Here is a 25,044-nt window from a genome sequence, read left to right as displayed (position 1 = left end):
CCTCACCCCTTCTTGGCGGATTTACCACGAATGTAGTTCGCATCGAACAGAAACAGACGCATCAGCAGAATTAGAGACGGAACCAATACGCATAAGCCCAGAATAAAGGCGGTGATCAAGGCAATCGCCATCGTATCATTGGTAATACTCTCCTGAATATGAATGTAATCATAAAGGATATACGGCAGATGTGAGCGCCCATATCCATACCAGGCAAAAGCAAATTGGAGCATAACCATAATGAAGGCTATGCCGAGACGGATACGTTTCCATAAAAGATACACCGCTACCACAAAGCAGAGAAACGACGCGATGAACATCCAGGCAATATCCAGCATCTGCCCAAAATGCACAGGATTCTGATGGTTGATCTGAAAAAAAGCGAACAGTGAAGCAAGGATTGTTGGTAAGCTCCATCCAAGCGCATAGCCGCGAACCACGCCGAAGGCGACCTCATCCCCAGCACGCTGCGCGTAATAGGATAAGAACATGGCCGAGATGTACAGGACGCTGACTAGAGCCAGAAGTATGACCGACCATGTGTACGGATTGGTAAAGAAGGTATTCCAGTGCAGCATGACCTTTCCGTTGTCCATATGGATAATGCCGCCTTCCGAGATCGCCAATATGGTCGACAAAGCTGCCGGAATCAGCAGCCCCGTTGCTCCATACAGCCCCATATAAATCTTGTTGTTCCCGGTCTGACTGCCGTAAGTATGATAAGCGTAATAAGCACCACGAATGGCCAGCAGGACAAGAGCTAAGCTGCCGGGTACTAGAAGCGCAGTGCCATAATAAAATGCCGCATCGGGAAAAAAACCGACTAATCCAACCACAAAAAAGATCAGAAATACATTGGTCACTTCCCATACTGGGGATAAATATCGCTGGATAATATTATGGATTTTATTCTCATGTCCTGTAAGTACGCTGTAAAAGCTGAAAAATCCGGCACCGAAGTCGATCGAGGCCACCAACAAATATCCAAACAGAAACGTCCACAGGACGGTGATCGCCATGATGGAATAACTCATTTGCGGTCTCCTCCTTCGATGTCGAGTCCCAGCGTCCGAATTTCCTCTTCGGCACTCTTATTCCGGAACAGTTGGCTAAGCACACGGATGGCAGACACGGAGAGCACCAGATACAAGATGATAAACAGCACCAGCATCCAGCCGACGCTTGTTGAAGTGGTTGCAGCATCCGATACTTTCATATATCCCCGCACAATCCACGGCTGCCTCCCAATCTCGGCAAGAAACCAGCCCAGCCATATGGCTGACATCGATAGAGGCCCCAAAGCCAATATACTGATCAGTAGCCATTTCGGGTAGGGCTTTTTGCCAGGAAGTTTCTTGCGGAACATATAGAGCAGCGGAATCAGCACGATCACGGCACCACTGGTTACCTTTAAATCAAAAAAATAATGTACCGACATGGGCGGTCTCTCATTCTCCGGAAATTCATTCAAACCGATGACCTCTTGATGGGGATTATTCCCCGCCAATATGCTGAGCGCATAAGGGATTTTCAGCGCATATTTAATATTGTTATTCTCATCGAGAAAGCCTCCGTATATGAGTGGAGCTTCAGTCATCGTCTCAAAATGCCACTCCGCTGCCGCCAGTTTCTCTGGCTGATACTTGGCCAAAAACTTGCCTGAAAAATCTCCGATCATTACGGTGGCTACAGCAAAAACAAAGGTAGAGACCACAGTGATCTTCAGCGCTTTCTTAAAATAAACATGCTTTCTTCCCCGAAGCAGGTTGAACGCTGCAATGCTGGCCAAAGCCGCAGCGCTTGTCGTATAAGCGGATGCCAGCACATGGCTCACCTTGGTGGGCGTTGCCGGATTAAACATGGCCACGAATGGATTCACATTCGTAAACACCCCATCCACCAGCTCAAAACCCTGCGGCTGGTTCATAAAGGCATTCATGCTCGTTATAAAGAACGCAGAGGCAGAGGAGCCGATGGCAACGGGAATAAGCAGCAGCAAATGGGTCCATTTATTCTTGAAACGATCCCATGTATATAGATAAATGCCAAGAAAGATCGCCTCTACAAAAAAAGCAAAGGTCTCCATGAACAGCGGCAGCGCAATGGCTTTACCGGCTACACGCATAAAAGTGGGCCATAGCAGGCTGAGCTGCAAGCCGATGGCCGTACCTGTCACCACACCGACGGCTACCGTAATCACGAATCCTCGAGCCCAGCGTCTGGCGAGCAATGTATAATGGTTATCCCCCGTCCGGATCCCTCTCCACTCCGCCAGAGCCAGCATAATCGGAATCCCAACGCCAATAGTTGCAAGAACAATATGTACGAACAGGGTCAGGCCGGTTAACATCCGGCTCATGAGGACCGGGTCCAGTGAAGACATGACGTTCACTCCTTGGTTTATTATCCGAAATATTCAACATAGCGCAAATATCCTTTTACGGCGCCATACAGCATAATAAGCGCAACAATAAAGCATAGAATTGCAAGCCTTGTCTCCTGCTTCCTGTACATGTGATAGCAAAGCCTCCCTATGTCTATCAACTCTTCTGCTGAGAGCTGTTCTTGGCTCAAATCCGGTGCTTCACATCATAGAATCCACCCAACCACTAACAGTTTTTACAACATGATCCCCTTTTTATCCAACATCCGGTCATTTTAAGCGAATCCTACTACAACATGTTTGTTCCTTCGGGGAAAAGAGGTACAATAAGAGGATAAGGAGGCGAGACAATATCATGAAAATAACATTCATTGAACCCACCCCGAGCCCGAACTCCATGATGCTTCACCTTGACGAGACCCTGGAGTCCGGGATACGCAGAACATATACGTTAGATAACGAACGATCGGCCCCTCCCTGGATCAAGCAGCTGCTCCATATTCCAGGCGTGAAAAGCGTCTTTCATACCCTTGATTTCATCGCGCTTGACCGTAAAGGGAATGCGGACTGGCCCTCCATTCTGGGCGCGGTACAGGAAATATTCGGTCAGGAAGGACTTGCCACAGGTCTAAAAGAAAACGGCGACGATCTTCCGTTTGGCGAGGCTCAAGTATTCGTACAATACTTCCGTAATATTCCGATGCAAATTCGTGTTAAAAGCGGAAATCAGGAAGAGCGCATCGCCCTATCCGAACGCTTCACAAAAGCGATATCGGCCGTGGGTACCTCGACGCTTATCAAAGAACGCAAGCTCAAGGAGTACGGCGTCCGTTATGGTCAGCTAGCCAACATTGCCCGAGATGTGGAGCAAGAGCTGGAAGCGGCATTCCCGCAGGAACGCCTCGATAAGGTTGTCACCCAGGCGATAGCGCACGGTGCCAGCGAAGAGGATTTCGTTGAGCAGCGCCGCAAGCTGACCGACGAGGAAATCGAAGCTGCGATGCAAGATGAGGACTGGCGTGTCCGCTATGCCGCATTGGATGCTTTGGAGCCTACCGAGCGACATATTCCGCTTCTGCGCCAAGCCCTTCATGATCCCAAGATGCAGATCCGCCGGCTTGTCGTCGTATACCTGGGCGATCTTCGCACCCCGGAAGCGATGGAGCTCTTATATGAAGCGATGCGTGACGAAACACCTGCTGTTCGCCGAACGGCGGGCGATACGCTGTCCGATATCGGCGATGCCGCCGCTACCCCGGTGATGATGGAGTCTTTGAAGGACAGCAGCAAGATTGTACGCTGGCGCGCCGCCCGCTTCCTGTACGAAGTCGGTACCGAAGAAGCACGGCCCGCACTTGAAGAAGCGTCCAATGATCCGGAATTTGAGGTTAGCCTGCAAGCTCGAATGGCGCTCGAACGTATCGAATCCGGCGAAGAGGCTGCTGGGACCGTATGGCAGCAGATGGCCAAACGAAATCACTCTTAATCTGATTTCAATGGGGCAACCGTAAAAATTATCCATTGCTTCCGGTATATCATGTGTTCTATACTGGGAAAATCTCTTGTTAAATTGAATATACAGATAGCCTCATCATTCCAAGATGAGGTAGAGGTTGCATACAGGATCAGTAATTGTGCCAAGGCAAAGAGAAGCCGATGAAGCGCAATGAAAGGCTTGAATGCCGAAGTGCAGGGTATACTCTTGTATCCTGTGCTGGGGCCGTTGTCGAAAGAGACGGAACTGTCACGGGAGCTTCCCGTGTTGAGCTATCTTCATGGAGGGTAATGATGCGGTTAACAGATAAAGACCGCAGGTACAAAACCTGCGGTCTTTTTTCTGCAGGATATACATTACACATTTCATTTCTTAATCAACCGAAGGAGTGTTCGATCTTGAATCGCAAAAAAGCACCAGCTGCTTCTCTGAAACAGAGCTTCAAAGCCCGCCATATGACGATGATCGCCCTCGGCGGGTCGATCGGCACAGGTCTGTTCCTGGCAAGCGGAACCGCCATCGCCTCTGCGGGTGCGGGCGGAGCCTTAATTGCCTATGCCGCCGTTGGCCTCATGGTTTACTTCCTGATGACCAGTTTGGGCGAGCTTGCCACATATCTGCCGGATTCCGGTTCATTTAGTACCTATGCATCACGGTTTATCAGTCCGGCCTTCGGTTTTGCTGTCGGCTGGAACTTCTGGTATAACTGGGCTGTTACCATCGCCGCTGAGCTTGCGGCTGCAACAGTTATTATCAAGTTCTGGTTTCCGGACAGCCCGTCTTTCTTATGGAGCTTGCTGTTTCTGGCGATCATGTTCGGTTTGAATTTTCTATCAGCCAAAGGATACGGCGAATCCGAATACTGGTTTGCCATCATTAAAGTAGCAACGGTCATCATCTTCCTCGTCATCGGCGTCATGATGATATTCGGCATCCTGGGCGGCGAAGCTGTCGGTTTCAGCAACTTTAACCTTGGGGATGGACCTGTGCATGGCGGATTCTTCGCACTCGTCGGCGTGTTTATGGCCGCAGGCTTCTCCTTCCAGGGCACCGAGCTGATCGGGGTTGCCGCAGGCGAAAGCGAGAATCCGAGAGAGCATGTACCCAAAGCCATTCGCCAGGTCTTCTGGCGCATCTTGATCTTCTATATTTTTGCTATATTTGTCATCGGCATGCTGATTCCATACACCCATCCTAGCTTGCTTCAATCCGGGGTCGATAACATCGGAGTCAGTCCCTTCACACTAGTCTTTGAGAAGGCCGGGCTGGCGTTTGCCGCTTCCGTCATGAATGCGGTCATTCTCAGCTCCGTGCTATCGGCGGGCAACTCGGGAATGTATGCATCAACTCGTGTGCTGTATGCCATGGCAAAGCAGGGCATGGCCCCAAAATGGCTGAGCGGCCTGAACAGCCGTGGGGTTCCCGTTGCGGCCTTGATCGTCACCTCTGCCGTAGGCATGCTGGCTTTCCTAGCCTCCTTCTTCGGGGACGGCATGGTTTATGTCTGGCTCCTGAATGCCTCCGGGATGTGCGGGTTTATTAATTGGCTGGCAATTGCCGTAAGTCACTACCGCTTCCGTAAAGCCTATGTTGCCCAGGGTAAAGACCTGAAGGATCTTCCGTTCCGTGCGCGCTGGTTCCCCTTCGGCCCCCTCTTTGCGTTCCTGCTCTGTCTTGTGGCCATTATCGGTCAAGGCAATTTTAGCGGAGAGATCGATTGGTTAACAATCATTGCCACATATATTAGCATTCCGCTGTTCCTCTCCATCTGGTTTGGTTACCGGTTGGTCAAGAAAAGCCGTATTGTGCCTTTGAACGAATGCGATTTGAGTACAAACTCCAAATAAAACCCGTGGTTTGGGCGGGTAAACATAAAACAGCTTCCCTTGGATGCCCAGGCATCAGGGGAAGCTGTTATTGGTATGCGTTTAAAAGTTTACCATATGATCTGCACTCTCAGATCATCCGTATTCTCAAATACCTGGTGATAGTATTGAATGGAGCCCAGATTGCTCTTCAGCTGCAATTGCTGCAGCACATTCACGAGCTCTTTCTCACTGCCGTCAAATCTGAACACCAGCTTCTTATCGCCTGCCGTCTTTGCTGCTTTGACCAGCGGCTGGAGCTGTCCATAGGAGCTGACAATGGAACGGCTGTCATACAGCTGATACTCCAGATCTCGCTTAATCTCTTCATAAATTCCAGCTCTGGCACGATCTTCCACAGCCAGATTGGCCAGCGTGTTTCGATACAGGGTATCAGCTTTCGGATACGACTTTATCCAGGTGTGATCGCGGCCCATCTGCTCATCCGTTCGTAGATAATACGTATAGGATACCTCGTTATCACGATCCGGTACTGGATCATCCCATGTGGTGTCCATATGATACCACTTGCCGTCCAGGAGAACCAGATTCCAAGCATGCTGCTGACCCTTTGGATTATCAGAGGCATATGCCGTGCCCTCTACAATTTTGTTCTGGATCCCTGCTTCCTTCAGCAGCTTATACGTTAAAAGGGAATATCCCTGACATACCGTGCTGCCGGTGTAAAGCCCGTCGTAGGCTGTATATTTCGTTAGTGTTGTATCATACTTCAGATTGCGGACAACCCAATCATGGATGGCCTTCACCTTCTCATGATCGTTCATAGATGGCTTGATGATTCGCTTCAGAATGCTCTCGGTATGATGATTCACATAATCGGTCTGTTCTGCGGTCTCGCGGTAACTCAACCGGACCGTGACATTGGCAGAACTGGAGGTTCCACGGTAGTCGTAGCTATAACTTGCGATCGTGTAGTGAATATAAGGGTCGCTGGCCATCGCCTGATCAAGCGCATCCTTCAGTTGGGATTTCAGCGACTTGGTCTCGCCCTGATAAACAAAACGGACCGTCGATTGCCTGTCGCTCATCGCTGTCAGCAGTTTCTGCTGTATCGCACTCACTGACTTCACAACCGCTTTGTTGGAAGTGGCATAGACATCACTGAGATTAGCCGGTTCAGGTACTGCTGCAACGGTTACCGCCAAGGTCCCTATGAACAGTAATTTAATGATCTTTCCTCGGCTTCGTTTCATCGGTACACCCGCCCTTCATCTTCCTCATCCGTATGCACCACCATTGTAACATATAACCTTAGGGCTTTAGGGTTCTAGTTTTGTCGACCGGGCACGAATAACCGACTAGTAAAAATATGAGGACAGGAAGGAATCGCTTCGTCCCGCCAGCTTCGACATCCGGATCAGAACCTCTGCGGCTTCAGCACGTGTTACTTCGCGCTCTGGCAAGAACTTGCCATCCACTGCCGGGATAAGCCCAAGCTTGAGGGCAATCAAGGCTGCACCTTTATTCGTAATGTTCTCCGCATCGGATACTCCCTGAACATCAGTCGGAAGAATAAAGGCTTTGGAGAGCTTCTCATAATTCAGAATGCGCGTCAGCGAGCTTGCCAGCTCATCCCTTGTCAGCTTACGTTCCAACTGCAACGGGCTATCCGGATCATACGGAATCCAGTTCTGGGCAATCAGCGTCTGAACGGCTTGATAATAAGGATGATCCGGCTGCAGTCCTGCATAAGGATCCATCGTCGTTCTCCCGTATATCTGCTCATAGGAGGGGGTTACTGAAGCAGCCACGAACTGATACCATTCGCCAAGGGTTATTTGACGATCTGGATATACCTTCCCATCCTTATCAGGAATCAGCACCTGGTATTTTACCAGATCTTTCAGGGCTGCCTCAGCCGGGTGGCCTGCCGTATCGGTCAATGCCGGAATATCTTTATTTCTCATTTCTGGTATGATGTCGCGCCATACTCCGCTTTTGGCATCAAGCGGTACAGAAATGCCGCTAAACGCCCCTTTTTTATGTGTCGGATAATAAATTAATTTGATTTCAGGCTTCATATCTCCGCTTGCGCTCGATACGTAACCACCGTAATAAGAACCATAATAATTGCCGTAGTATCCGTATTTCAGCTTCAAGTCAATCTCTTGCAAATATTTACTTCTCGCCTGCTCTGCGCTGAACGCCGGTTTCACATCAGATGGCAGCTTGGACGGGACAGCTTCTGAGTTCACACTAAAGTTCAGGGTTTGACCACTCCCGTCCATCGTAAGGCTCAATGTATCACCCATAACGAGAATATCGCCGATATAACGCTGGAATGTGAATTGATAATGAAGAGGTTGATCGTTCTTGCCGAGCTTATCAACCGACGTCAGTCTCCATTCTTCCGATGCATTTGGCACCAGTCTCGACACCGTCTCAAAGGCCAATTCTTGCGCTGCCTGCTGTGAGATTGAGTTCTTCACCTCGGCTGCTACGCTGCGATCAAAGCGATATCGATTGAAGGAGTATATCTGTCCGGTCTTTGCATCTACCTCAGCGGATACCATCTCTCCTCCGCCCATAGGATTTGGTTCGCCCCATCTTATGTTCCACGTCTTAATCGCGCTGTTATTCCACCTTGTACCCAGCATCTTGGACTCTGTCTTCAGGCCGGCGGGAAGCTTGATCTGCGATTCCACCAATCTGGCAGCCCCTTCACCGTTCGCAGCTGAGCTGGTGTTAGGTTTAAAACTCTCCAAGGATGGTGGAATCGCACCATTCTCGACCGAGATAATTTCACTATCCTCGCCTGAGAAGCTCAAAAATTTGCCTGTGTTGGCATCCAGTGAAAGACCCGATTGCTCATTAGCTATGTATCCCAGGAAATAATTTCCTTTTGTGTTGTTATATAATCTGTCAGGAACATATGCCAGCGTTACTTTAAACTGCTCCTCAAACACTTTACGAATGGCAGCCTCATCCCATTTCGGTGTAGAAGAAGGGAAATCCTCGCTGATCTGATTACGGGAATAGCTTACAATGTTGCCGTATCCATCAATCGTCATCGAAATGCTGTTCACATCCGACTCGATTCCATTCACTGAAGTCTGAAAATAAAAATCATACCGGGGCGGACTGAACAAAGCGGTCTGCATCCCTAAATATGCCTCATTCTCCTTTAAGTCACTAGCCTTCATATCCAAAACATGACTGCTAATCCATTGAAGCGCCTTCGCTTTGGCTGCTTCCCGGGTTACTACGGGTTTGTCGCTATCGAGGTTCTGCATACGGTTCGGGAGATAAATATTAATCAGTTCACCCGTCACTGCATTGACCTGGGCACTAAAACCCGAAGTTGTGTTTCCTCTGGTCATCGACATCTGCAGATCCCAGGCAAGCACGCTAGTTCTTAAACCGTCATTCTCCAAAAACTGGACGTTCGATATTTTCACGTTCTTAGGTTCTGGAATAGCCTTCTTCACAATCTCCTCCGCCTGCTTGGACGATATTTGTGCGCCCTTCGGTATTTCATTATCCGTTACACTCACTTCGCCCGAATTCTCACCGCTATTGACAGCAGCTACCTGCTCGAATACAGTGACTCCGCTGCCTGGGACGGAAGCTTCCCCCCAAACCGGCTGCGCCAAACATAGCATTGCAGTAGCTGTAACCGCACACACGGTCCTTTTTACCCTTACCTTCTTCTTCTCCGTTGAATTCAATTCAGTCGCTCCCTTCATCACTTGAACCTAATCACATCTGATCTTCTATGGAGGATATTCTTAACCGATGTCTGGACCCGGAAGCAATGACACCAACCATCTACCTAAATAATACCATAACTTGTCTATATATTCCTTATGTTACTAACCTGCTAAACATAACCTGTATGATAAATAATGAAAATAGTGTAATCATTCCGTCTCTTCTTTTGCATAGGAAAAGTCTATTCCGAACGCAAGGTTAACTGCGCTTCGCAGCTTCCACAAAAGCCGCCGTACGACGCGTGATCTCATCTGTGTTGCCTGTTAAGAGTGCATCCTTTGGAAGCAGTGCGCTGCCCAAACCAACCGCTGCCGCGCCGGCCGTAAAATAATCCGGAAGATTGTCCAGCGTAACCCCTCCCGTTGCAAGGAGTGGAATATGATTCAGTGGCCCCTGAAGCTCTCTGATATAGGACAAGCCCAGACTGGCAGTAGGAAACAGTTTCACGATCTCTGCTCCCGCTGCGTAAGCTGCCACAATCTCGGTCGGGGTCATCGCCCCCGGCCACACATCAATTCCCTGCTCCAAAGCATATTCGATGACAGACAGATCCGTATTCGGCGAGATCAGAAACTGAGCACCGGCAGCAATCGCTTCCTTCGCCATATCCACATCAAGCACGGTTCCAGCACCTACATATACCGCCTCATCATAGCGGGTACGCCAAGCCTGGATCATATGTAAAGCATCATCCGTATTCATGGTTACTTCCATGAAGCGGACTCCGCCTTGGGCCAATCCTTCTCCTACGAAATCTGCCTGCTCTCTCGTAATGCCCCGCACAATGGCAACGATTCTCTCACGTTTCAGTTCAGTAGTCAGTTTCAATGTTTAAATCCTCCATTCTTTTTTTACACTGGCGATAGGTTCCTCAATCGATAATGTCCGCAAAATTCACATCATGGCCACAGGTCATCCAGTCCCTGGAAACAGCTCTGCCTTCAGTATATTCGTCAAATGGCGCCCACGCAAAAAGAGCAGGCCGGAAAACATCTTCCCGACCCGCTCTATAGCGTTGATATATTAAGTTTGTCCCCGGAATTGGTCTAATTTAGCACTGAGATCGCGCGTGGCTCCGTATACGCTCTGATAGAGTCCAAACAATCTGTCATAGGTTTGAATCGTTTGCGGATTTGGAGAATAGGAACGTGCAGGACGCAAAAATGCTTTCGCGCATTCCTGTAGGCTTGGGAACCAGCCGCAGCCGTAGGCAGCGAGCATGGCTGCCCCCATGGCTGGACCCTGCTCGCTCTCCAGCTTCACGATTTCGGCGTTGAATACGTCAGCCTGCATTTGCAGCCAAGTCTCGTTCTTGGCACCGCCTCCAATGGAAATGACGCGGTCGATTTGCTTGCCTGATGCTCGAAGGATGTCAATGGATTCCCGGAGAGAGAACGTAATCCCTTCGAGAACCGACCGCGCAAAGTGAGGCAACTTATGCCCGGCGTCCATTCCAATGAAGCTGCCGCGAATGGTTGCATCCGGATGCGGTGTGCGTTCGCCGACAATATAGGGGGTGAACAGCAGCCCGCCGCTGCCAGCCGGGATATTCCCGATATCGCTTAACAGCGTTTCAAAGGAGACATCCGGCGCGAAAGTATCCTTGAACCAGTTCAGGCTATAACCTGCCGCCAGGGTTACACCCATAATATAGTAAGCATCTTTCTCGCTATGGTTAAAGAAATGGACCTTCCCTTCAAAATCCACATCGCGGCGCTCCTCGTAGGACAACACTACGCCCGATGTACCAATGCTGCACATCGTCTGCCCTTCTTCGAGGATACCCGCACCGATGGCGCCGCAGGCATTGTCCGCTCCACCCGCAAATACCTTCGTCTCCGGCAGCAGACCGGCTTGCTTAGCAATCTCGGGGAGCAGGGTGCCGCACGCGTCGAAGGATTCGACCAGCGGCGGGCATAAGGAATGCGGCAGCTGGAAGGCATCCAGAATTTCGTTACTCCAGGATTTTCCTGATACTTCCAGCAGCAGCGTTCCGGCTGCATCGGAGTAGTCCATCGCGTATTGTCCGGTCAAGCGGAAACGCACGTAATCCTTAGGCAGCAGGAATAAGGCAGCCTGTTCGAGCAGCTCTGGTTCATGCTCCTGTACCCATAGAATCTTCGGCAGGGTGAAGCCTTCCAGGGCGCGATTGCGTGCAATGCCGAGCAGCTTCTCCTGCAAGGTCTCCTCAATACGGCGGCATTGCGCCGTTGTCCGGGTATCATTCCACAGAATGGCCGGACGCAGCACGGCACCTTCCCCATCTACCAGTACTAAACCGTGCATTTGGCCAGAGAAGCTTAGTCCTTCCACTTCGGATGGAGAGATATTGCTCTCTTCCATTAACAGACGCAGTGACAATACGGTTTTGTCTACCCAATCCTCGGGACGCTGCTCGCTGTAACCCGGACGTGGCTGGCTCAGCGGGTATGCCTCCGAATGCTCTGCGACAACTGCGCCGCTGCGGTTCACCAGCACGGTCTTTACTGCGCTGGTCCCCAAATCAACTCCGATAACGTAACTCATCAATATCCTCCTTCGTTTCATCATGAAATAAGGACACCGGCTTCCCAGTAGGGAGCCGGTGAAGATTTGGATTTCATGGAACAAGCATCAAGCCAAATAAGAATTAGTTTGCAAGAATGTACTGATTCAGAATGGCTTTTAGCATTTCCTGACGTCCGGATTCATTTTTCCGCGGAGACTCGTTGTTCAGTGCGTATTCAGCAAGGGAAGCAAGTGTGGCCTTGCCGGATACAACGTCTGCGCCGATGCCTTCATTAAAGCTGCTGTAACGCTTCGCGATGAAGTCCTCGAATACGCGGTCTTCGATCAGCTTCGCAGCCACTTTCAAGCCTTTGGCATAAGTATCCATACCAGCGATATGCGCATGGAACAGATCTTCCGGCTCGAAGGATGGACGGCGAACCTTCGCATCAAAGTTCACGCCGCCGCGGCCGAGACCGCCGTTCATCAACACTTCGTACAGCGTCAACGTAGCGTCATAGATGTTAACCGGGAATTCGTCCGTATCCCATCCGATGAGCATATCGCCTTGGTTCGCGTCGAGGGAACCGAGCATGCCGTTGATGCGTGCTACGCGAAGCTCATGCTCGAATGTATGACCAGCGAGCGTAGCGTGGTTTGCTTCGAGATTCAATTTAAAGTGCTTGTCGAGACCGTATTTTTGCAGGAATGCGATCGTTGTAGCTGCATCAAAGTCATATTGGTGCTTCGTTGGCTCCTTCGGTTTCGGCTCGATCAGGAATTGAGCGTCAAAACCGATTTCCTTGGCATAATCAACCGCCATGTGAAACAGGCGTGCCAGGTTATCCAGTTCAAGGCCCATATCCGTGTTCAGCAGGGTCTCATAACCTTCACGGCCTCCCCAGAACACATAGTTCTCAGCGCCGAGGCGTTTGCCGACTTCAAGGCCCTTCTTGATTTGCGCAGCCGCATGAGCGTATACATCCGCGTTGCACGTAGTGCCCGCACCATGCATGAAACGTGGATTCGTGAACATGTTCGCGGTGTTCCAGAGCAATTTTTTGCCGGTGGATTTCATATGGTCTTCAATCGAGTCCACAATTGTATCGATGTTGCTGTAGAACTCGCGCAGGCTGCTGCCTTCCGGTGCAATGTCTACATCATGGAAGCAGAAATACGGAAGGTTCAGTTTCTCCATGAATTCAAAACCTGCTTCAACGCGGGCTTTCGCAAGGTCCATCCCGGAGAAGTGACCCCAAGGACGAACTGCAGTGTCAGCGCCGAACGGATCAGAACCGCCCGCAGTTAATGTATGCCAGTAAGCCATGGCGAAACGAAGATGCTCTTCCATCGTTTTGCCGGCTACAACTTCTGTCGGATTATAAAATTTAAAAGCATAAGGGTTAGTTGATTTGCTGCCTTCGTACTCGACTTTGTTAATGTTGTTAAAATAGGCCATGAATAAATCCTCCTATACCTTGATAAGGTGTGGTTAACGCTTACAGGGTTATCCTAACACAGGTTATATACTTTGTCTATTGGTTAAACTAAGTTATTAAATGACAACTTTTTCAACTCCTGCTTCATGAATGCTCTCGCAGCCGTGGAGCTTGTTACAGGTTGTTGCATTTTCTGAACTTTGCCCCTAGACTTGAGCTTATCAAGTTTGATGAACCTATATACGTAGGAAGCAAGATCTTAAAAGGAATGAATATATATGACGAATATTACCGGTGACCAGGCTCTGGTCAAAAGAATAAACACTTCGATTATCCTTGATACGATCCGTCAGCAGGCCCCTGTTTCCCGAGCAAAAGTATCCAAGCTGACTGGTCTTAACAAAGCCACCGTCTCCAATCTCGTACAGGAACTGTGCAATAATCACCTTGTCCAGGAGATCGGCCCCGGGCAATCCAGCGGAGGCAGAAAGCCGCAGCTGCTGCTGTTTAACGGACAAGCCGGTTATGCTGTCGGTGTTGAGCTGCGGGTCAAGCAAATGACCGCTGTGCTCACCGATCTTGAAGGCCGGATTCTTGCCGAAGACGACACAGCTCTTGAAGAGCATGACGTGCAAACGGTAACCTCGCTGATGGTGGGCATGATTCATGGTCTCATGCGTCAGGCACCTCCCTCCCCTTACGGCATCATCGGGATCGGAATAGGCGTCCCCGGGATGGTAGACGAGGACGGCACCGTTCTCTTCGCTCCCAACCTGGGGTGGGAGATGGTCCCGCTGCAGCTGCAGCTTGAGAACGAGCTGGGGCTTCCTGTCACCATCGACAATGAAGCGAATGCCGGTGCCCAGGGCGAGCTGCGGTTCGGGGCAGGTCAGGATGCCCGACATCTTCTATATATAAGTGCGGGCAGTGGTATCGGCTCCGGCATCATTATCAACGGCGAGCTGTACAAGGGTGCCCGTGGATATGCCGGTGAAAGCGGCCATATGTCCATCGAAGCCGATGGCAGAGAATGCACCTGCGGGAACCGTGGGTGCTGGGAGCTATATGCCTCTGAGAAGTCCTATGACAACAAGAATGGCATTCTTCCATCCAAAAACACTTCCGAGCTGGTTCATCACGCGGAGCTTGGACATCAGGAGACCATCCGTCATTTTGAGGAGCTTGGGCGCTATCTTGGTGTTGGGATTACCAATCTGGTTAACGGATTCAATCCGCAATCGGTGATCATTGGGGGACCGTTATCGGATGCGCGGCCCTGGATCGAGGAAACGCTGCAGCAGGTCGTCGCTCAGCGAACATTGCCATATCACCGAGAGCTGATGGAAATCCGGTTTTCGGAGCTGGGCAGCCGCTCCACCATGATTGGTGCAGCCTACTCCGCTATCTCGCAATTTCTGGGGCCTGTACGGGTGTCCATGCCGACAAATTAAAAATTGACGATATTTTGTCGTAATTAACATCCGGCATATTGAGGAAAAAAATGCAGCTTTCCGTTATAATTAATGTCATCCTTGCATTTAAATCACCGTTTCTTCCGTAGAAATGTGTGTGATTGTTATATAAAAGGGAGAGGAAACGCTCAAATGACCTATGTAAGCACTGCGGATATATCGGCACAAATGTTTGTGACCGTATTGCTGTTTCTCCTAGTTATCGCGCCTTTGTTCAGTCTTGCCATCATGCGTTTTTTTCAAGGCAAAAAAAAGCTTGGCTTCATTCTACTCGGCTCCGGTGTGGGAGCATACGTCGTATTCCAGATCATCATGAGTCTATTCTTCAGCAAGTGAAGACGAGTTGCATAAAGATGGCAGCGTCAGCTCGAAAAAAACCAAAAAGAGCTCTTTCCCTGTTCAGGGAGAGAGCTCTTTTCTCATATATGCAGCTGTCCGGTTCCCCTTGCCATAGGGTTCGGATCTTATGCTTCCGGATTCAACGCTTTATTAAATTGAAGCTTATTCATGCCAAGGATACGGTGTTCACCGATGATCGTGAGAGGTACGGCACGAACGCCCATATCCCATACCTGCTGCGCAAATTCGTCATTTTTCTCAATATTGCGTTCTTCAAACTCAATGCCTTGATCGCACAAAAAGCTTTTTACTTGCTTACAATGTGGGCAGTTGTTCGACGTGTATACAATCACATTTTCCATGGTCGCTTTGTCTCCTCTGTTCAAAATAATAAACGATGAAGGCCTGTTAGATGTTACCTATCAGTTTACAACACGACAGCGTTGTGTTCCAGGCTCTCGATGTATTTCTCGGCATCCATAGCTGCCATACAGCCGCTTCCTGCCGCCGTAATTGCTTGTCTGTAACGGGTATCCTGCACATCTCCGCAAGCAAATACGCCTTGAATATTCGTCTCCGATGTGCCTGGTGTTGTTACGATATAACCGTTCGGATCTGTCGTAATATTGCCGCCAAGGAAGCCGGTATTCGGATGATGGCCAATCGCTACGAACACACCGCTGGCCGTAATCATTTCTTCTTCACCTGTTTGATTATTCAGCACTTTAATTCCCTTTACGCCGGAATCGTCAGCTACAACTTCCTGTGGCGTGCGGTCCAGAGCCCACTCAATTTTCTCGTTAGCGCGGGCGCGGTCCTGCATGATTTTGGATGCGCGAAGTTCCCCGCGGCGGTGTACCACGGTCACTTTGGATGCAAAACGGGTCAGGAAATTGGCTTCTTCCAGTGCGGAATCACCACCACCTACAACGACAATCTCTTTGCCGCGGAAAAAGAATCCATCGCATGTAGCACAAGTGCTTACGCCGCGTCCCACATTATCCTGTTCTCCGGGAATACCGAGATATTTAGCTGTTGCGCCTGTTGAGATGATCAACGTTTCGGCAACAATCTCGCCCATCCCATCTACGTTCAACTTGAATGGACGCTCGCCGAATTCCACGCTGTTCACCCAGCCTGTACGAAATTCCGCGCCGAATCGCTCAGCCTGCTGGCGCATATTGTCCATCAATTCAGGACCCATGATGCCTTCGGGGAAACCCGGGAAATTCTCCACTTCGGTCGTTGTAGTAAGCTGACCGCCAGGTTGCGGACCTTCAATGACAAGCGGGCTTAGATTGGCCCGAGCCAGATATATTGCAGCAGTAAGTCCGGCAGGACCTGTGCCTATGATGACCGATTTGTACATAGCGGTTCCCTCCTATATATATCTTAATTGTAATCATTATAATTTGATATTCATTATGGTTACATTATGGCAGGATGTCAATATATCACATCCACTCTTAACCGAAATTATTGTTAATCCATTCTTCATAAACCGAGGAAAATTTAACATTTGGAAAATACAAATCTCATTCACTAAGGAACGCCGCCGATCTTTCTCCTTCAAGAACGCTTACTTGATGGTAATAAGTGCGCTGAATTCATTTTAGAAGAATTAATGGTCCCGAAAGGCTTCCCTTGTTCAATGGATGGCATGAAAATGAATCTTTGATGAAAAGAATCCAAAGGAAAGCCCGAAACCTGCAAAAATCCCCCTGTACTCGCCATGCGAATTCAGAGGGATACTTAGCAAGGTAATGAAGGGGATGCTGGGTGTCATAGCAGAAAATGCTCAGTCCATTAACGGCCGCTGCGCAGCAGACGAAGTCCGTTTAATATAACCAGAATGGTGCTCCCTTCGTGACCGATAACTCCCAGCGGCAATGCAACACCTTGTAGGAAATTAGCTGCGATCAGTGTCAAAATCACCGCAATGGCAAATATCATATTTTGCTTCACAATGCGCTGCACACGGCGTGCCAGCTTGATTGTTCCGGCGATCTCGTCGATGTTGTCATTCATTAGCACCGCATCCGCTACCTCCAGTGCCGTGCCGCTTCCCGACACACCCATGCCAATGCCAACGGTTGCTGTAGCTAACGCCGGTGCATCGTTCACGCCATCTCCTACCATAACCACATGGCCGTATTGAGCCCGAAGCTCCTTGATATGCGAAACTTTGTCTTCGGGCAGTAGGTCGGAGAACACCATATCAACGCCACTTTGCTTCGCGATTACCTCAGCCGTTGCCTTGCGGTCTCCCGTCAGCATCGCTACCTTGATGCCCAACTGCTGCAGCCGTCTAACCGCCAGTGCCGCCTGAGGCCGGACTGCATCCTGCAAAGCGATCATGCCTACGATATGGTCCCCCTTCAGGATAACGGATACCGTTTTGCCTTCGGATTCCATCTTGTTCCGGACTGACAGCCAGTACTGGCGATTCTCTCGGATCACACCCAAATTCTCATCTTGTGGGGGAGCCTCATTACCCAGGGGCTGAGTTCCAGCCGAAAGATCCAGAATATCACTTTTTCCTATTTTCCACGTAATTCCTTCGATCTCTGCCTGCATGCCCCAGCCTGTTATGGACTGGCCGTTCTCTGCTTGCACCAGAAGGGCTCCCTCTTTCTGGGCCGAGTCGACAATCGCCATGGCTAGCGGGTGCTTCGACATTCTCTCAATTGAAGCACTGATGCCCAGCAGCTCTTTCCGATCCCATCCCTCGTCAGCAATAAAATCGGTGACTACCGGAGCGCCAAGCGTTAATGTACCTGTCTTATCAAAAGCGACCACCGACGTCCGGGCCATATTTTCGATATGGGCGCCGCCTTTGAACAATACACCTTTTCTGGCACGATTGGAGATGGCCGACAGCATCGCCGGCATGATCGATGATACTAGCGCGCAAGGGGAGGCAACAACCAAAAACACCATCGCTTTATAGAAGGTAGTGTCCCAATCCCATCCCAGCACAGGAGTAGCCAAAACAATCAGCGCGAGGGTCGCTACAACCACGACGCGAGCGTAAATCGATTCAAACCGCTTGATAAAACGCTGCGATGCCGGCACCTCGCTCTCCGCTTCTTCCACCAACCGGATGATTTTGGCGAATAACGTAGATTCCGCCGACTGAGTTACCTCAATATACAGCACGCCTTCGCCATTCAAAGTTCCCGTGAACACTTCATCGCCTACAGATTTATCAACCGGCACGGATTCCCCAGTAATCGAGGCCTGGTTAACCGTGGAGCTGCCGCGGTAGATTTTGCCGTCTGCCGGAATAAGCTCACCCGGCTTCACCAGTATAAGATCACCAATCTCCAGTAGATTGATGGATACCGGCACCATCTCTCCCTTCTCGATCCGCAGGGCTGTTTCAGGCTGCAGCTCCATCAGGGATGAGATATCCTTGCGGCTTCTTTCCATCGTATAGCTCTCTAACGCCCCGCTCAGGGCAAAGATGAAGATCAGCATCGCGCCTTCATTCCAATATCCGATCGATGCAGCTCCCATAGCGGCAGCAATCATCAGCAGGTTTACATCGAGATCGCGTTCCTTCAGAAGGGTCTCCACTCCTTCTTTGGCCTTCACCCAGCCACCGACCGCGTAAGAAATCACATACATTACAATGGAGACAGGCTCTGACCATTGGCTGGTCAGCCAAGCCACCAGCATCAACAAGCCGCTGCCAAGCGCAGCAACGACCTCCGCATTGCCCAGCAAGCTGCGTAAGTCCCATTTCCCAGGCTGACGCGGCTCCCGTGGATCTGCTCCATTTTCTATTGTTGATATGCGTCCTGTCGTCGTCTGATTTTGTATCCATTCCATGACCCATCACCTTCCTAAATGAGAATGAGATCCATTATTACTACCCTGAAAATGACACATGCTGCCCCGGCTTCGCCGGAGCAGCATGCTAAATGAGAATGAGAATCATTTTTGACCTTATACAATTTATTTTCCTCAATACAACTTTATATGTATCATACTCACTCTGCTCTCATTTGTAAACTACATTTTTCACATTATTATGGGATTACGGTCCTGTTTAGGCAGTCGCTTATATCATGCAAATCATCTTTTCTGCACATAAAAAAAGCCCTTGCCAGTTATCGCAAGGGCTCCTCTCGATGGGCGCCTGTTCTCTATGTAAAGCGCTCTCATCCTATCCATCGGCTAGCGGCGAACATCGTCGTCGCATCTCCAGTCTTGCGCCACTGATACGAATAGCTGCCAGTTCTGAAGACTGACAGCATACTTCGTGTATGCCCTGCCTGTAAATCATCCGTAAATCCGTGGCAGCGGCTCCATTGAATCGGAGCGTTAACTGCGGCTTCATGCGTCTGATTCGGCTGATAATATCGGAAAAATCCGAAACTCTATCACTATTCCCCTCCAATGATGCAGGGTCTTTTGCCCCGTCTGCGTCCAGCACGATCACATCTGCAAGGCGCGCCATTTCGGCTGCCGCCGAAGGATTCATTCCCTTATCAAGCAGTACCCCATAACGAATTCGTACAAAGCGTTTCTGATCCATAAGCGTTTGCTCCGCCACTTCCTCAATAAAACGATGGATGGAGATAAATTCATCCACATCGGACGGACGTGTAGCCAGCAGTTCCAACTGGCAATCAGTCCCCTCCATACTGCATTGTTCCATGGCCCGGAACAGGGACTCAAGCTGTGCGTCCTGAGCTTCACGCAGATCCATCGCATTCATAAGCTGCTCATCATGCAGCAGGCTGACTGCGCATTTGTTTCCCTTGGCCGCTTGAAACACCGACACCCAGTAAGTTTTCCAGAGGGTAATCAGTCTGCGCCTAAACAGGGCACTTTTTTCTGTACCCGATGCTTGGATCCAGGCCGAGTATACCTCCTGCAGCAAACCATGCCGCAAAGCTTCCTCACCACGGATCAGCCCGATTCCCTGAGCCCCTTGTTTCAAATCGTGAATTATGGAATCAGCATCTGCCGATTGGCTCATAACCTTCAATCTTCGATTTTTGTCACTCCACTGAAGCAATCGGTTCAAGGCTGGTTGGGTCTTGCCGCTATGCCGAATTCCTGAAACCCTGAGCGCTTCCTCAATATCATCAGGCGATGCCAGTAACAACAGAACCTCTTCATGGGTGACTCCTCCCGCCATGGCAAAATGCTTCAGTAAGTCCGTCTCGGTAGTAATCTCGTTTGCTTCTTCAGCCCCGCCCCATGCCTCATGTTCATATAATCGCTCATTGCCTGCTCCCCATTGCCTTTGCGTCATGGTTATCCTTCTACTCCCTTTCGCCTTTGAATTGGAAAAACGCTTCCTTACAGACTATTATGAAACAAATGGAAATATACAGTTCACCCGATATCATTCCTGAAAAATATCCGGAACAAAGCATCGATGCCTTCTGTTATTTAAAAGCAGTAATCCAGCGGAAGTGCTGTCTGTCCGCAAAAAACATAAAAAGCCGAGGGAGCTTCTCCCTCGACTTAATAAAAACTCGCTTTACTTTTTATACTTCTCATCACCGAAATCGATATTCATTGCCCGAGAAACCAAATGCGGTAAGTCCGTATTGTTGTGTAGTCCCCGAAACAGCTCAGATCCTGGTCCAAAAGCATACAGCGGAACATCCACACCAGTATGCAGATAGGTATGCCATCCCACGAGGGAACGCTTACTGATAACATGATTTATAGCTTGCATAGCGTCAGCGGCATTTATAATTGCGATTTCTTCCTCAGTCGTCACATCGATGCCGGCATAAGCCTTGAGCACCTCTTTGACATTGCTTCTATCATTCTTCAGCTCTTTAGTCATATAGAGTCCGGATGCATGTACCTGCCGCAGCACCTCTAGTTTGGCGTCCGTTTGATCATATCCTCCGACTGTCATTCCTCCGGTGTCGTGATCACCGGCTATAACGACTAACGTGTTCCCGTCTTCTTCTGCAAACTTTCTTGCCAGCCCCACTGCTTCTTCGAACGATTCCGTGTCTTTCATGGCCCATGCGGCATCATTGTAGTGACCGGCCGAATCAATCTGGCTTCCTTCCACCAGCAGGAAAAAACCGTCCTTGCCCCTGCGGAGAATATCGATCGCTTTTCCGGTCATTTCTTTCAGACTGGGTTCGTTCGTATGCTCCCGGTCCAGCTCAGGCGCCATGTCTCCGTCCGCAAACAGACCGAGAACTTGATTTCCGCTTGCTGATTCCAGTTGAGCGCGGTTCTCAACTACACGATAGCCTCTCTGTTTCGCTTCTTCCAACAGATTGCGGCTGCTCTGCTTCCCTCCCATCGTCTCAGGAAGAAAGAAGAGCTTACCTCCCCCTAGCAAAACATCTGCAAGTTGCAGTTGCTGCTGCGCAATATCGCTTTCATCTTTCCTTGAGAAAACATGCGATGAAAACGCCGCTGGGGTTGCATCGGTAATACTCGAAGTGGCTACAAGACCGATTGCCTTGCCCTGTTCGCGGGCCGCCTCAAGAATCGTCTTACGCTCAATCCCATCGGGAGTCCTCCCGATCATTCCGTTATTCGTCTTGTATCCCGTGGCCATTGCAGTCGCCGCAGCGGCTGAATCGGTGAGCGCGGAATCAGCCGAATATGTCCTTACCATGCCTACAAGCATGGAGTCCATCACAGAGGGCTCACCCTTGTACAAGCGGTAGTTGGCTGCATAGGCAGGAGAAAATCCATCTGGAATCATAAAGATTACGTTTTTGGCTTTCGCACGAGAATTGGAGGCGGCTGCCTCCGAAATTAGGTTAGTCTGGAAACCCAAAATGGAGCATACCAGCACAAGAACTGAGATGGAGATAAATGAAATCCTAACTTTCACAGCACCTCACCTTCCTTAACGGGTATTCTGAAACTGGAACCCAAATATGAACGGAGCTCATATACGAGCTCCGATTCGCACACTGTTTTCTCTAATGGATTAACGCATCTACTGTTTGCTACAGCAGCAGCTTGTTCAGCACGTTGTCACTGATACGGACTACATTGTTGTTATAATTGTTCCAACCCAGGCTGCCGGCCCAGTTAACCGAACCGACAGAGAACACAGCTCCTCCGCCATGAATATCAAAATAAGTCATGTCCGCCCGCACAAGCGGGTTTGCAGTGCCTCCCTGACCTGGCGCAGTATGAAGCTGATCTTCATGCACGAATTGGTAGTTATCGTCATGACCGGTCGATGTCGCCAGACGCAGCGTATGCGGGGGTGTTCCGAAACTCAGATCGTAACGGTCGATCTCATCACCAGCTGCTCCTCCGGCAGCATGTCCGAAATCACCAATGATCTCGTTTTCGCCGATACCGTCAAAAATAAAGTCTGCTTCCGGTTTAAAGCTGTCGTCTAACCGCTGGTAGCCGGTAGCAGACCCGCCACCTAAAGCACTAGTACCTACACCGACAAGTCGCTGGGGCACATAACCATGATGACGCCATAGACCACCGGACTCTCCCGTGGTGCTATGGAACAGTTCGCCCGGAGGAGAGTCCGAGGCACGTGATCCAGAGTTACCGCGCCTTACTTCCAATAATGACGGGCGGTCCGGATCGAGACTCGTCACCCAATAAAATCCGTTCCCGCCTAAATACATGATCCGTCCGCCGTTCGCTAAATACTGTTCCAGAGCCTTCATCATCGGTCTCGTCCAGTATTCGGGATGGCTGCCGGTGATCAGCACCTTGTAAGGACTCAATAGATGAACTCCCTCATGATGCAAATCCTCGTCCGTCGCAACGTCATAGTTCTGTCCCCGTTTCTCCAGCCATCCTGTAATGTACAAATCAGCGGAGAAATGGCGCACAGCCCGCCAGTTACGGTAATGAGGCCGGATATTCAGAAGCGGTCGCAGACGGGAAGAAAATTGCACGCCGCTGCCATCGTTATGTAGATCGTAGATGGAGTTGCCAAGCTCCGGATGTTCATCCAAATAAACGTCCTGAGAAGGAAGAACGTAGTCCTCTCCTAGATAATCCTTGGCGAATTTAAACAGCCGCTCATTCCCGTAAGCCAGATAAGTATTCGTCGGCGCAAGAAACAAAACGGGTGCAGTTACGGTTCCTTGAAGAGGGCGTACAAAAAAAGGAATAAAGTCCACGCTGCCTTCAGCTTCAAGTTTGAGCGCATATATTCCGCTCGGCAAATCATCCGGAATTTTCCAGGAAATATCAATCTCCCACTCGGCATCGACAAGATCATCATCATGAAAGTGAACAGCCGCGTATTGTTTAGGTGCGTGCCGGTAGTCCAGGTGCTCCCCGTTCCAGTTGTGACTGGTTACCGCCCTTGTGCCTCCCTGATGCAGGGTACCGTGGTAGCCACCTGCCGACAGGTCCTCAAGACGTGTTGATGCAATATCGATGCTGAAATCGTAATCCGCAAGGGGAACAATGCTATTTCCGTCAGTGCCAACCAGTACTTCCGGTAACAACTCTTCGGGTAGAAGCTCTCCCCAGAATCGGGGATTGCCGATTTTACCATTGTAATGATGAATAGTGCGTCCCGGAGCGGCTGGGTCGGAATCTGCAGCGAGCAGGACGCGCGCTAAGGCGACACTACTGTAATCCAGATTTGCAGCAGCGGTATGAACTTGTAAGCCGTCATCCGCCTTCCACCCATCCCGGCTGGTGACACAAAGCTTGGCTGCCTGTGTGCTTGCAGCATACTGGAGGACAACGGAATACCATATATTTTCCTTAAGCGGGCTATCGGTGCGCACTATAACGGATTGACCGCAGCCCCCCGTTAGGGATAATGCCAGACGTCCATCGGTTTCCAGTGCCAAGGCAGCGCCGGATATGCCATCTGCAGAGCGTGCGGACCAGACGGTCTGGATAGAGTCATAGACGGGAACCGTCGGGTAAATCCACAGCTGTGCCGAAAATTCGCCGCTCTGCATCCAATTTTCCGGCAGAGGCAGCTCTGCATAGGAACCTGGAGCCGTTATCTGCCGCCGCCCAGGATATTCGCCCGCACAATCTGCCGTCACCGGTTCCGTTGGCAAAAAGATCGAGTTGTCGGGATCAGGCATTCCTCCGCTTAATCGCACAACATTAGCTGTATATACCGAGCTACCGGTATCAATCATAAAGTGCAGATCTTGACCAGGCTGGACGCTGAATTCATTCGTATACCCGACAATAGTTACGGGATTAGGCGCCTCTTGACCGGTCACATTCTTTTTCACATCTTCTTTGGACATTCTTACATTCCTCCCGTGGTTCAAAGTTAATCTTTGTACGACGTGAATCGGTTCTGTTATGTCTGCCATGAATAAGATGAGAACGACATCTGGGTTCCATCCTCGTATACCGCATACAAGTCTGCCAAAGTTTCCACAAATTGTATGATATATAATAGGATTATATCATGTAAATATTATGGAAAGTAGGTAAAACTTGTTTGTGATTATAATAAATTCTACCAATCTTAGCAGCGGTATAAATTGGACCTTTGATGATTATCCCTCTCTTTATTCTATTAATTAAAAAAAATACCATGACTGTGACAGGAATAATTCCCGCTTCGTCATGGTATTTGAGAGTCCCTCTTCTGATGCCTGCTGCAATTCAGGAGTTTTCCCGTTTGCTCTGAATCACCCATTCTGTCAGGTGCTTAACACTACTTATAGAATCCAGAGTCAAATCTTCCTCATCCATCGTAAAGTCAAACCGCTTCTCTAACTCCGCAAGCAGTCTAATCAACGTCATAGAATCCAATACTCCTGCCGTCCCGATTAAGACGGTATCATGATCAACAAACGACAACTGAAGCATTTTCTTAATTATGTCCGTAATCTCTTGTTCGATCTCATCACGGTTCATC

18 protein-coding genes and 1 riboswitch are annotated in these 25,044 nt (G+C 49.8%); of the genes, 4 read left to right on the top strand and 14 right to left on the bottom strand.

Annotated elements, in window-relative coordinates:
- Positions 1 to 2: 2 nt before the first annotated feature.
- Together AM231_RS21145 and AM231_RS21140 are read right to left on the bottom strand one after the other, a co-directional pair.
- A complete protein-coding gene (locus AM231_RS21145) occupies positions 3 to 1,034 on the bottom strand; it encodes a cytochrome d ubiquinol oxidase subunit II (protein WP_053491462.1) in 1,032 nt (343 codons plus the stop codon).
- A complete protein-coding gene (locus tag AM231_RS21140; RefSeq protein WP_053491461.1) occupies positions 1,031 to 2,383 on the bottom strand; it encodes a cytochrome ubiquinol oxidase subunit I in 1,353 nt (450 codons plus the stop codon). The genes AM231_RS21145 and AM231_RS21140 overlap by 4 nt, the downstream gene beginning before the upstream one ends.
- 355 nt (positions 2,384 to 2,738) lie before the next feature.
- Here AM231_RS21140 and AM231_RS21135 point away from each other — a divergent pair, with 355 nt between their 5' ends.
- Both AM231_RS21135 and AM231_RS21130 read left to right on the top strand, forming a co-directional pair.
- Positions 2,739 to 3,869 carry a virulence factor gene (locus AM231_RS21135; RefSeq protein ID WP_054404390.1) on the top strand — a complete coding sequence of 377 codons (1,131 nt, stop codon included), beginning with the start codon at positions 2,739 to 2,741 and terminating at the stop codon, positions 3,867 to 3,869.
- 113 nt (positions 3,870 to 3,982) lie between these two features.
- Positions 3,983 to 4,161, top strand: a riboswitch (Lysine riboswitch).
- A gap of 172 nt (positions 4,162 to 4,333) precedes the next feature.
- Positions 4,334 to 5,725, top strand: coding sequence for an amino acid permease (locus AM231_RS21130; RefSeq protein WP_242615262.1), 1,392 nt, complete (start codon positions 4,334 to 4,336; stop codon positions 5,723 to 5,725).
- 89 nt (positions 5,726 to 5,814) lie between these two features.
- Here the strand turns inward: AM231_RS21130 and AM231_RS21125 are convergent, their stop codons facing one another.
- From AM231_RS21125 to xylA, 5 genes are all read right to left on the bottom strand, one after another.
- A complete protein-coding gene (locus AM231_RS21125) occupies positions 5,815 to 6,957 on the bottom strand; it encodes a transglutaminase domain-containing protein (RefSeq protein WP_054404389.1) in 1,143 nt (380 codons plus the stop codon).
- 105 nt (positions 6,958 to 7,062) lie between these two features.
- The gene (locus AM231_RS21120; RefSeq protein WP_242615259.1) at positions 7,063 to 9,450 is read right to left on the bottom strand and encodes a YcdB/YcdC domain-containing protein; all 2,388 of its coding nucleotides are present in this window, start codon (positions 9,448 to 9,450) and stop codon (positions 7,063 to 7,065) included.
- Positions 9,451 to 9,673: 223 nt separating this feature from the next.
- Positions 9,674 to 10,303: a bifunctional 4-hydroxy-2-oxoglutarate aldolase/2-dehydro-3-deoxy-phosphogluconate aldolase gene (locus AM231_RS21115; RefSeq protein ID WP_054404387.1), complete on the bottom strand. Its 630-nt coding sequence runs from the start codon at positions 10,301 to 10,303 to the stop codon at positions 9,674 to 9,676.
- A gap of 195 nt (positions 10,304 to 10,498) precedes the next feature.
- Positions 10,499 to 12,001 carry a xylulokinase gene (gene xylB / locus AM231_RS21110; RefSeq protein ID WP_053491456.1) on the bottom strand — a complete coding sequence of 501 codons (1,503 nt, stop codon included), beginning with the start codon at positions 11,999 to 12,001 and terminating at the stop codon, positions 10,499 to 10,501.
- Between the two features lie 103 nt (positions 12,002 to 12,104).
- Positions 12,105 to 13,421: a xylose isomerase gene (xylA, locus tag AM231_RS21105; RefSeq protein ID WP_053491455.1), complete on the bottom strand. Its 1,317-nt coding sequence runs from the start codon at positions 13,419 to 13,421 to the stop codon at positions 12,105 to 12,107.
- 258 nt (positions 13,422 to 13,679) lie between these two features.
- On the opposite strand from xylA, the gene AM231_RS21100 reads away from it, so the two are divergent.
- Complete coding sequence (locus AM231_RS21100) at positions 13,680 to 14,852, top strand: ROK family protein (RefSeq protein ID WP_054404386.1); 1,173 nt, start codon at positions 13,680 to 13,682, stop codon at positions 14,850 to 14,852.
- Between the two features lie 153 nt (positions 14,853 to 15,005).
- Positions 15,006 to 15,209, top strand: a complete 204-nt coding sequence (locus AM231_RS21095) for a hypothetical protein (RefSeq protein WP_053491453.1) — start codon at positions 15,006 to 15,008, stop codon at positions 15,207 to 15,209.
- A gap of 128 nt (positions 15,210 to 15,337) precedes the next feature.
- On the opposite strand, the gene AM231_RS21090 is transcribed toward AM231_RS21095, so the two are convergent.
- The 7 genes from AM231_RS21090 to AM231_RS21060 all read right to left on the bottom strand — a co-directional run bounded on the left by AM231_RS21090 (position 15,338) and on the right by AM231_RS21060 (position 25,043).
- The gene (locus AM231_RS21090; RefSeq protein WP_054404385.1) at positions 15,338 to 15,574 is read right to left on the bottom strand and encodes a glutaredoxin family protein; all 237 of its coding nucleotides are present in this window, start codon (positions 15,572 to 15,574) and stop codon (positions 15,338 to 15,340) included.
- A 65-nt stretch (positions 15,575 to 15,639) separates the two neighbouring features.
- Complete coding sequence (gene trxB / locus AM231_RS21085; RefSeq protein WP_054404384.1) at positions 15,640 to 16,581, bottom strand: thioredoxin-disulfide reductase; 942 nt, start codon at positions 16,579 to 16,581, stop codon at positions 15,640 to 15,642.
- A gap of 437 nt (positions 16,582 to 17,018) precedes the next feature.
- On the bottom strand, positions 17,019 to 19,046 hold the full coding sequence (locus AM231_RS21080) for a heavy metal translocating P-type ATPase (protein ID WP_054404383.1): 2,028 nt from the start codon (positions 19,044 to 19,046) through the stop codon (positions 17,019 to 17,021).
- A 337-nt stretch (positions 19,047 to 19,383) separates the two neighbouring features.
- The gene (locus AM231_RS21075; protein WP_054404382.1) at positions 19,384 to 20,481 is read right to left on the bottom strand and encodes a hypothetical protein; all 1,098 of its coding nucleotides are present in this window, start codon (positions 20,479 to 20,481) and stop codon (positions 19,384 to 19,386) included.
- A gap of 231 nt (positions 20,482 to 20,712) precedes the next feature.
- Positions 20,713 to 22,047: an alkaline phosphatase gene (locus tag AM231_RS21070; RefSeq protein ID WP_054404381.1), complete on the bottom strand. Its 1,335-nt coding sequence runs from the start codon at positions 22,045 to 22,047 to the stop codon at positions 20,713 to 20,715.
- A gap of 118 nt (positions 22,048 to 22,165) precedes the next feature.
- Positions 22,166 to 24,421: a N,N-dimethylformamidase beta subunit family domain-containing protein gene (locus AM231_RS21065; RefSeq protein ID WP_054404380.1), complete on the bottom strand. Its 2,256-nt coding sequence runs from the start codon at positions 24,419 to 24,421 to the stop codon at positions 22,166 to 22,168.
- A 367-nt stretch (positions 24,422 to 24,788) separates the two neighbouring features.
- Positions 24,789 to 25,043: an acyl carrier protein gene (locus AM231_RS21060; protein ID WP_054404379.1), complete on the bottom strand. Its 255-nt coding sequence runs from the start codon at positions 25,041 to 25,043 to the stop codon at positions 24,789 to 24,791.
- Position 25,044 lies beyond the last annotated feature (1 nt).

Origin of the sequence: Paenibacillus solani, from assembly GCF_001277345.1 — a bacterium.
Lineage (GTDB): Bacteria > Bacillota > Bacilli > Paenibacillales > Paenibacillaceae > Paenibacillus_AQ > Paenibacillus_AQ solani.
This window is presented reverse-complemented; position numbering and strand designations above follow the sequence as displayed.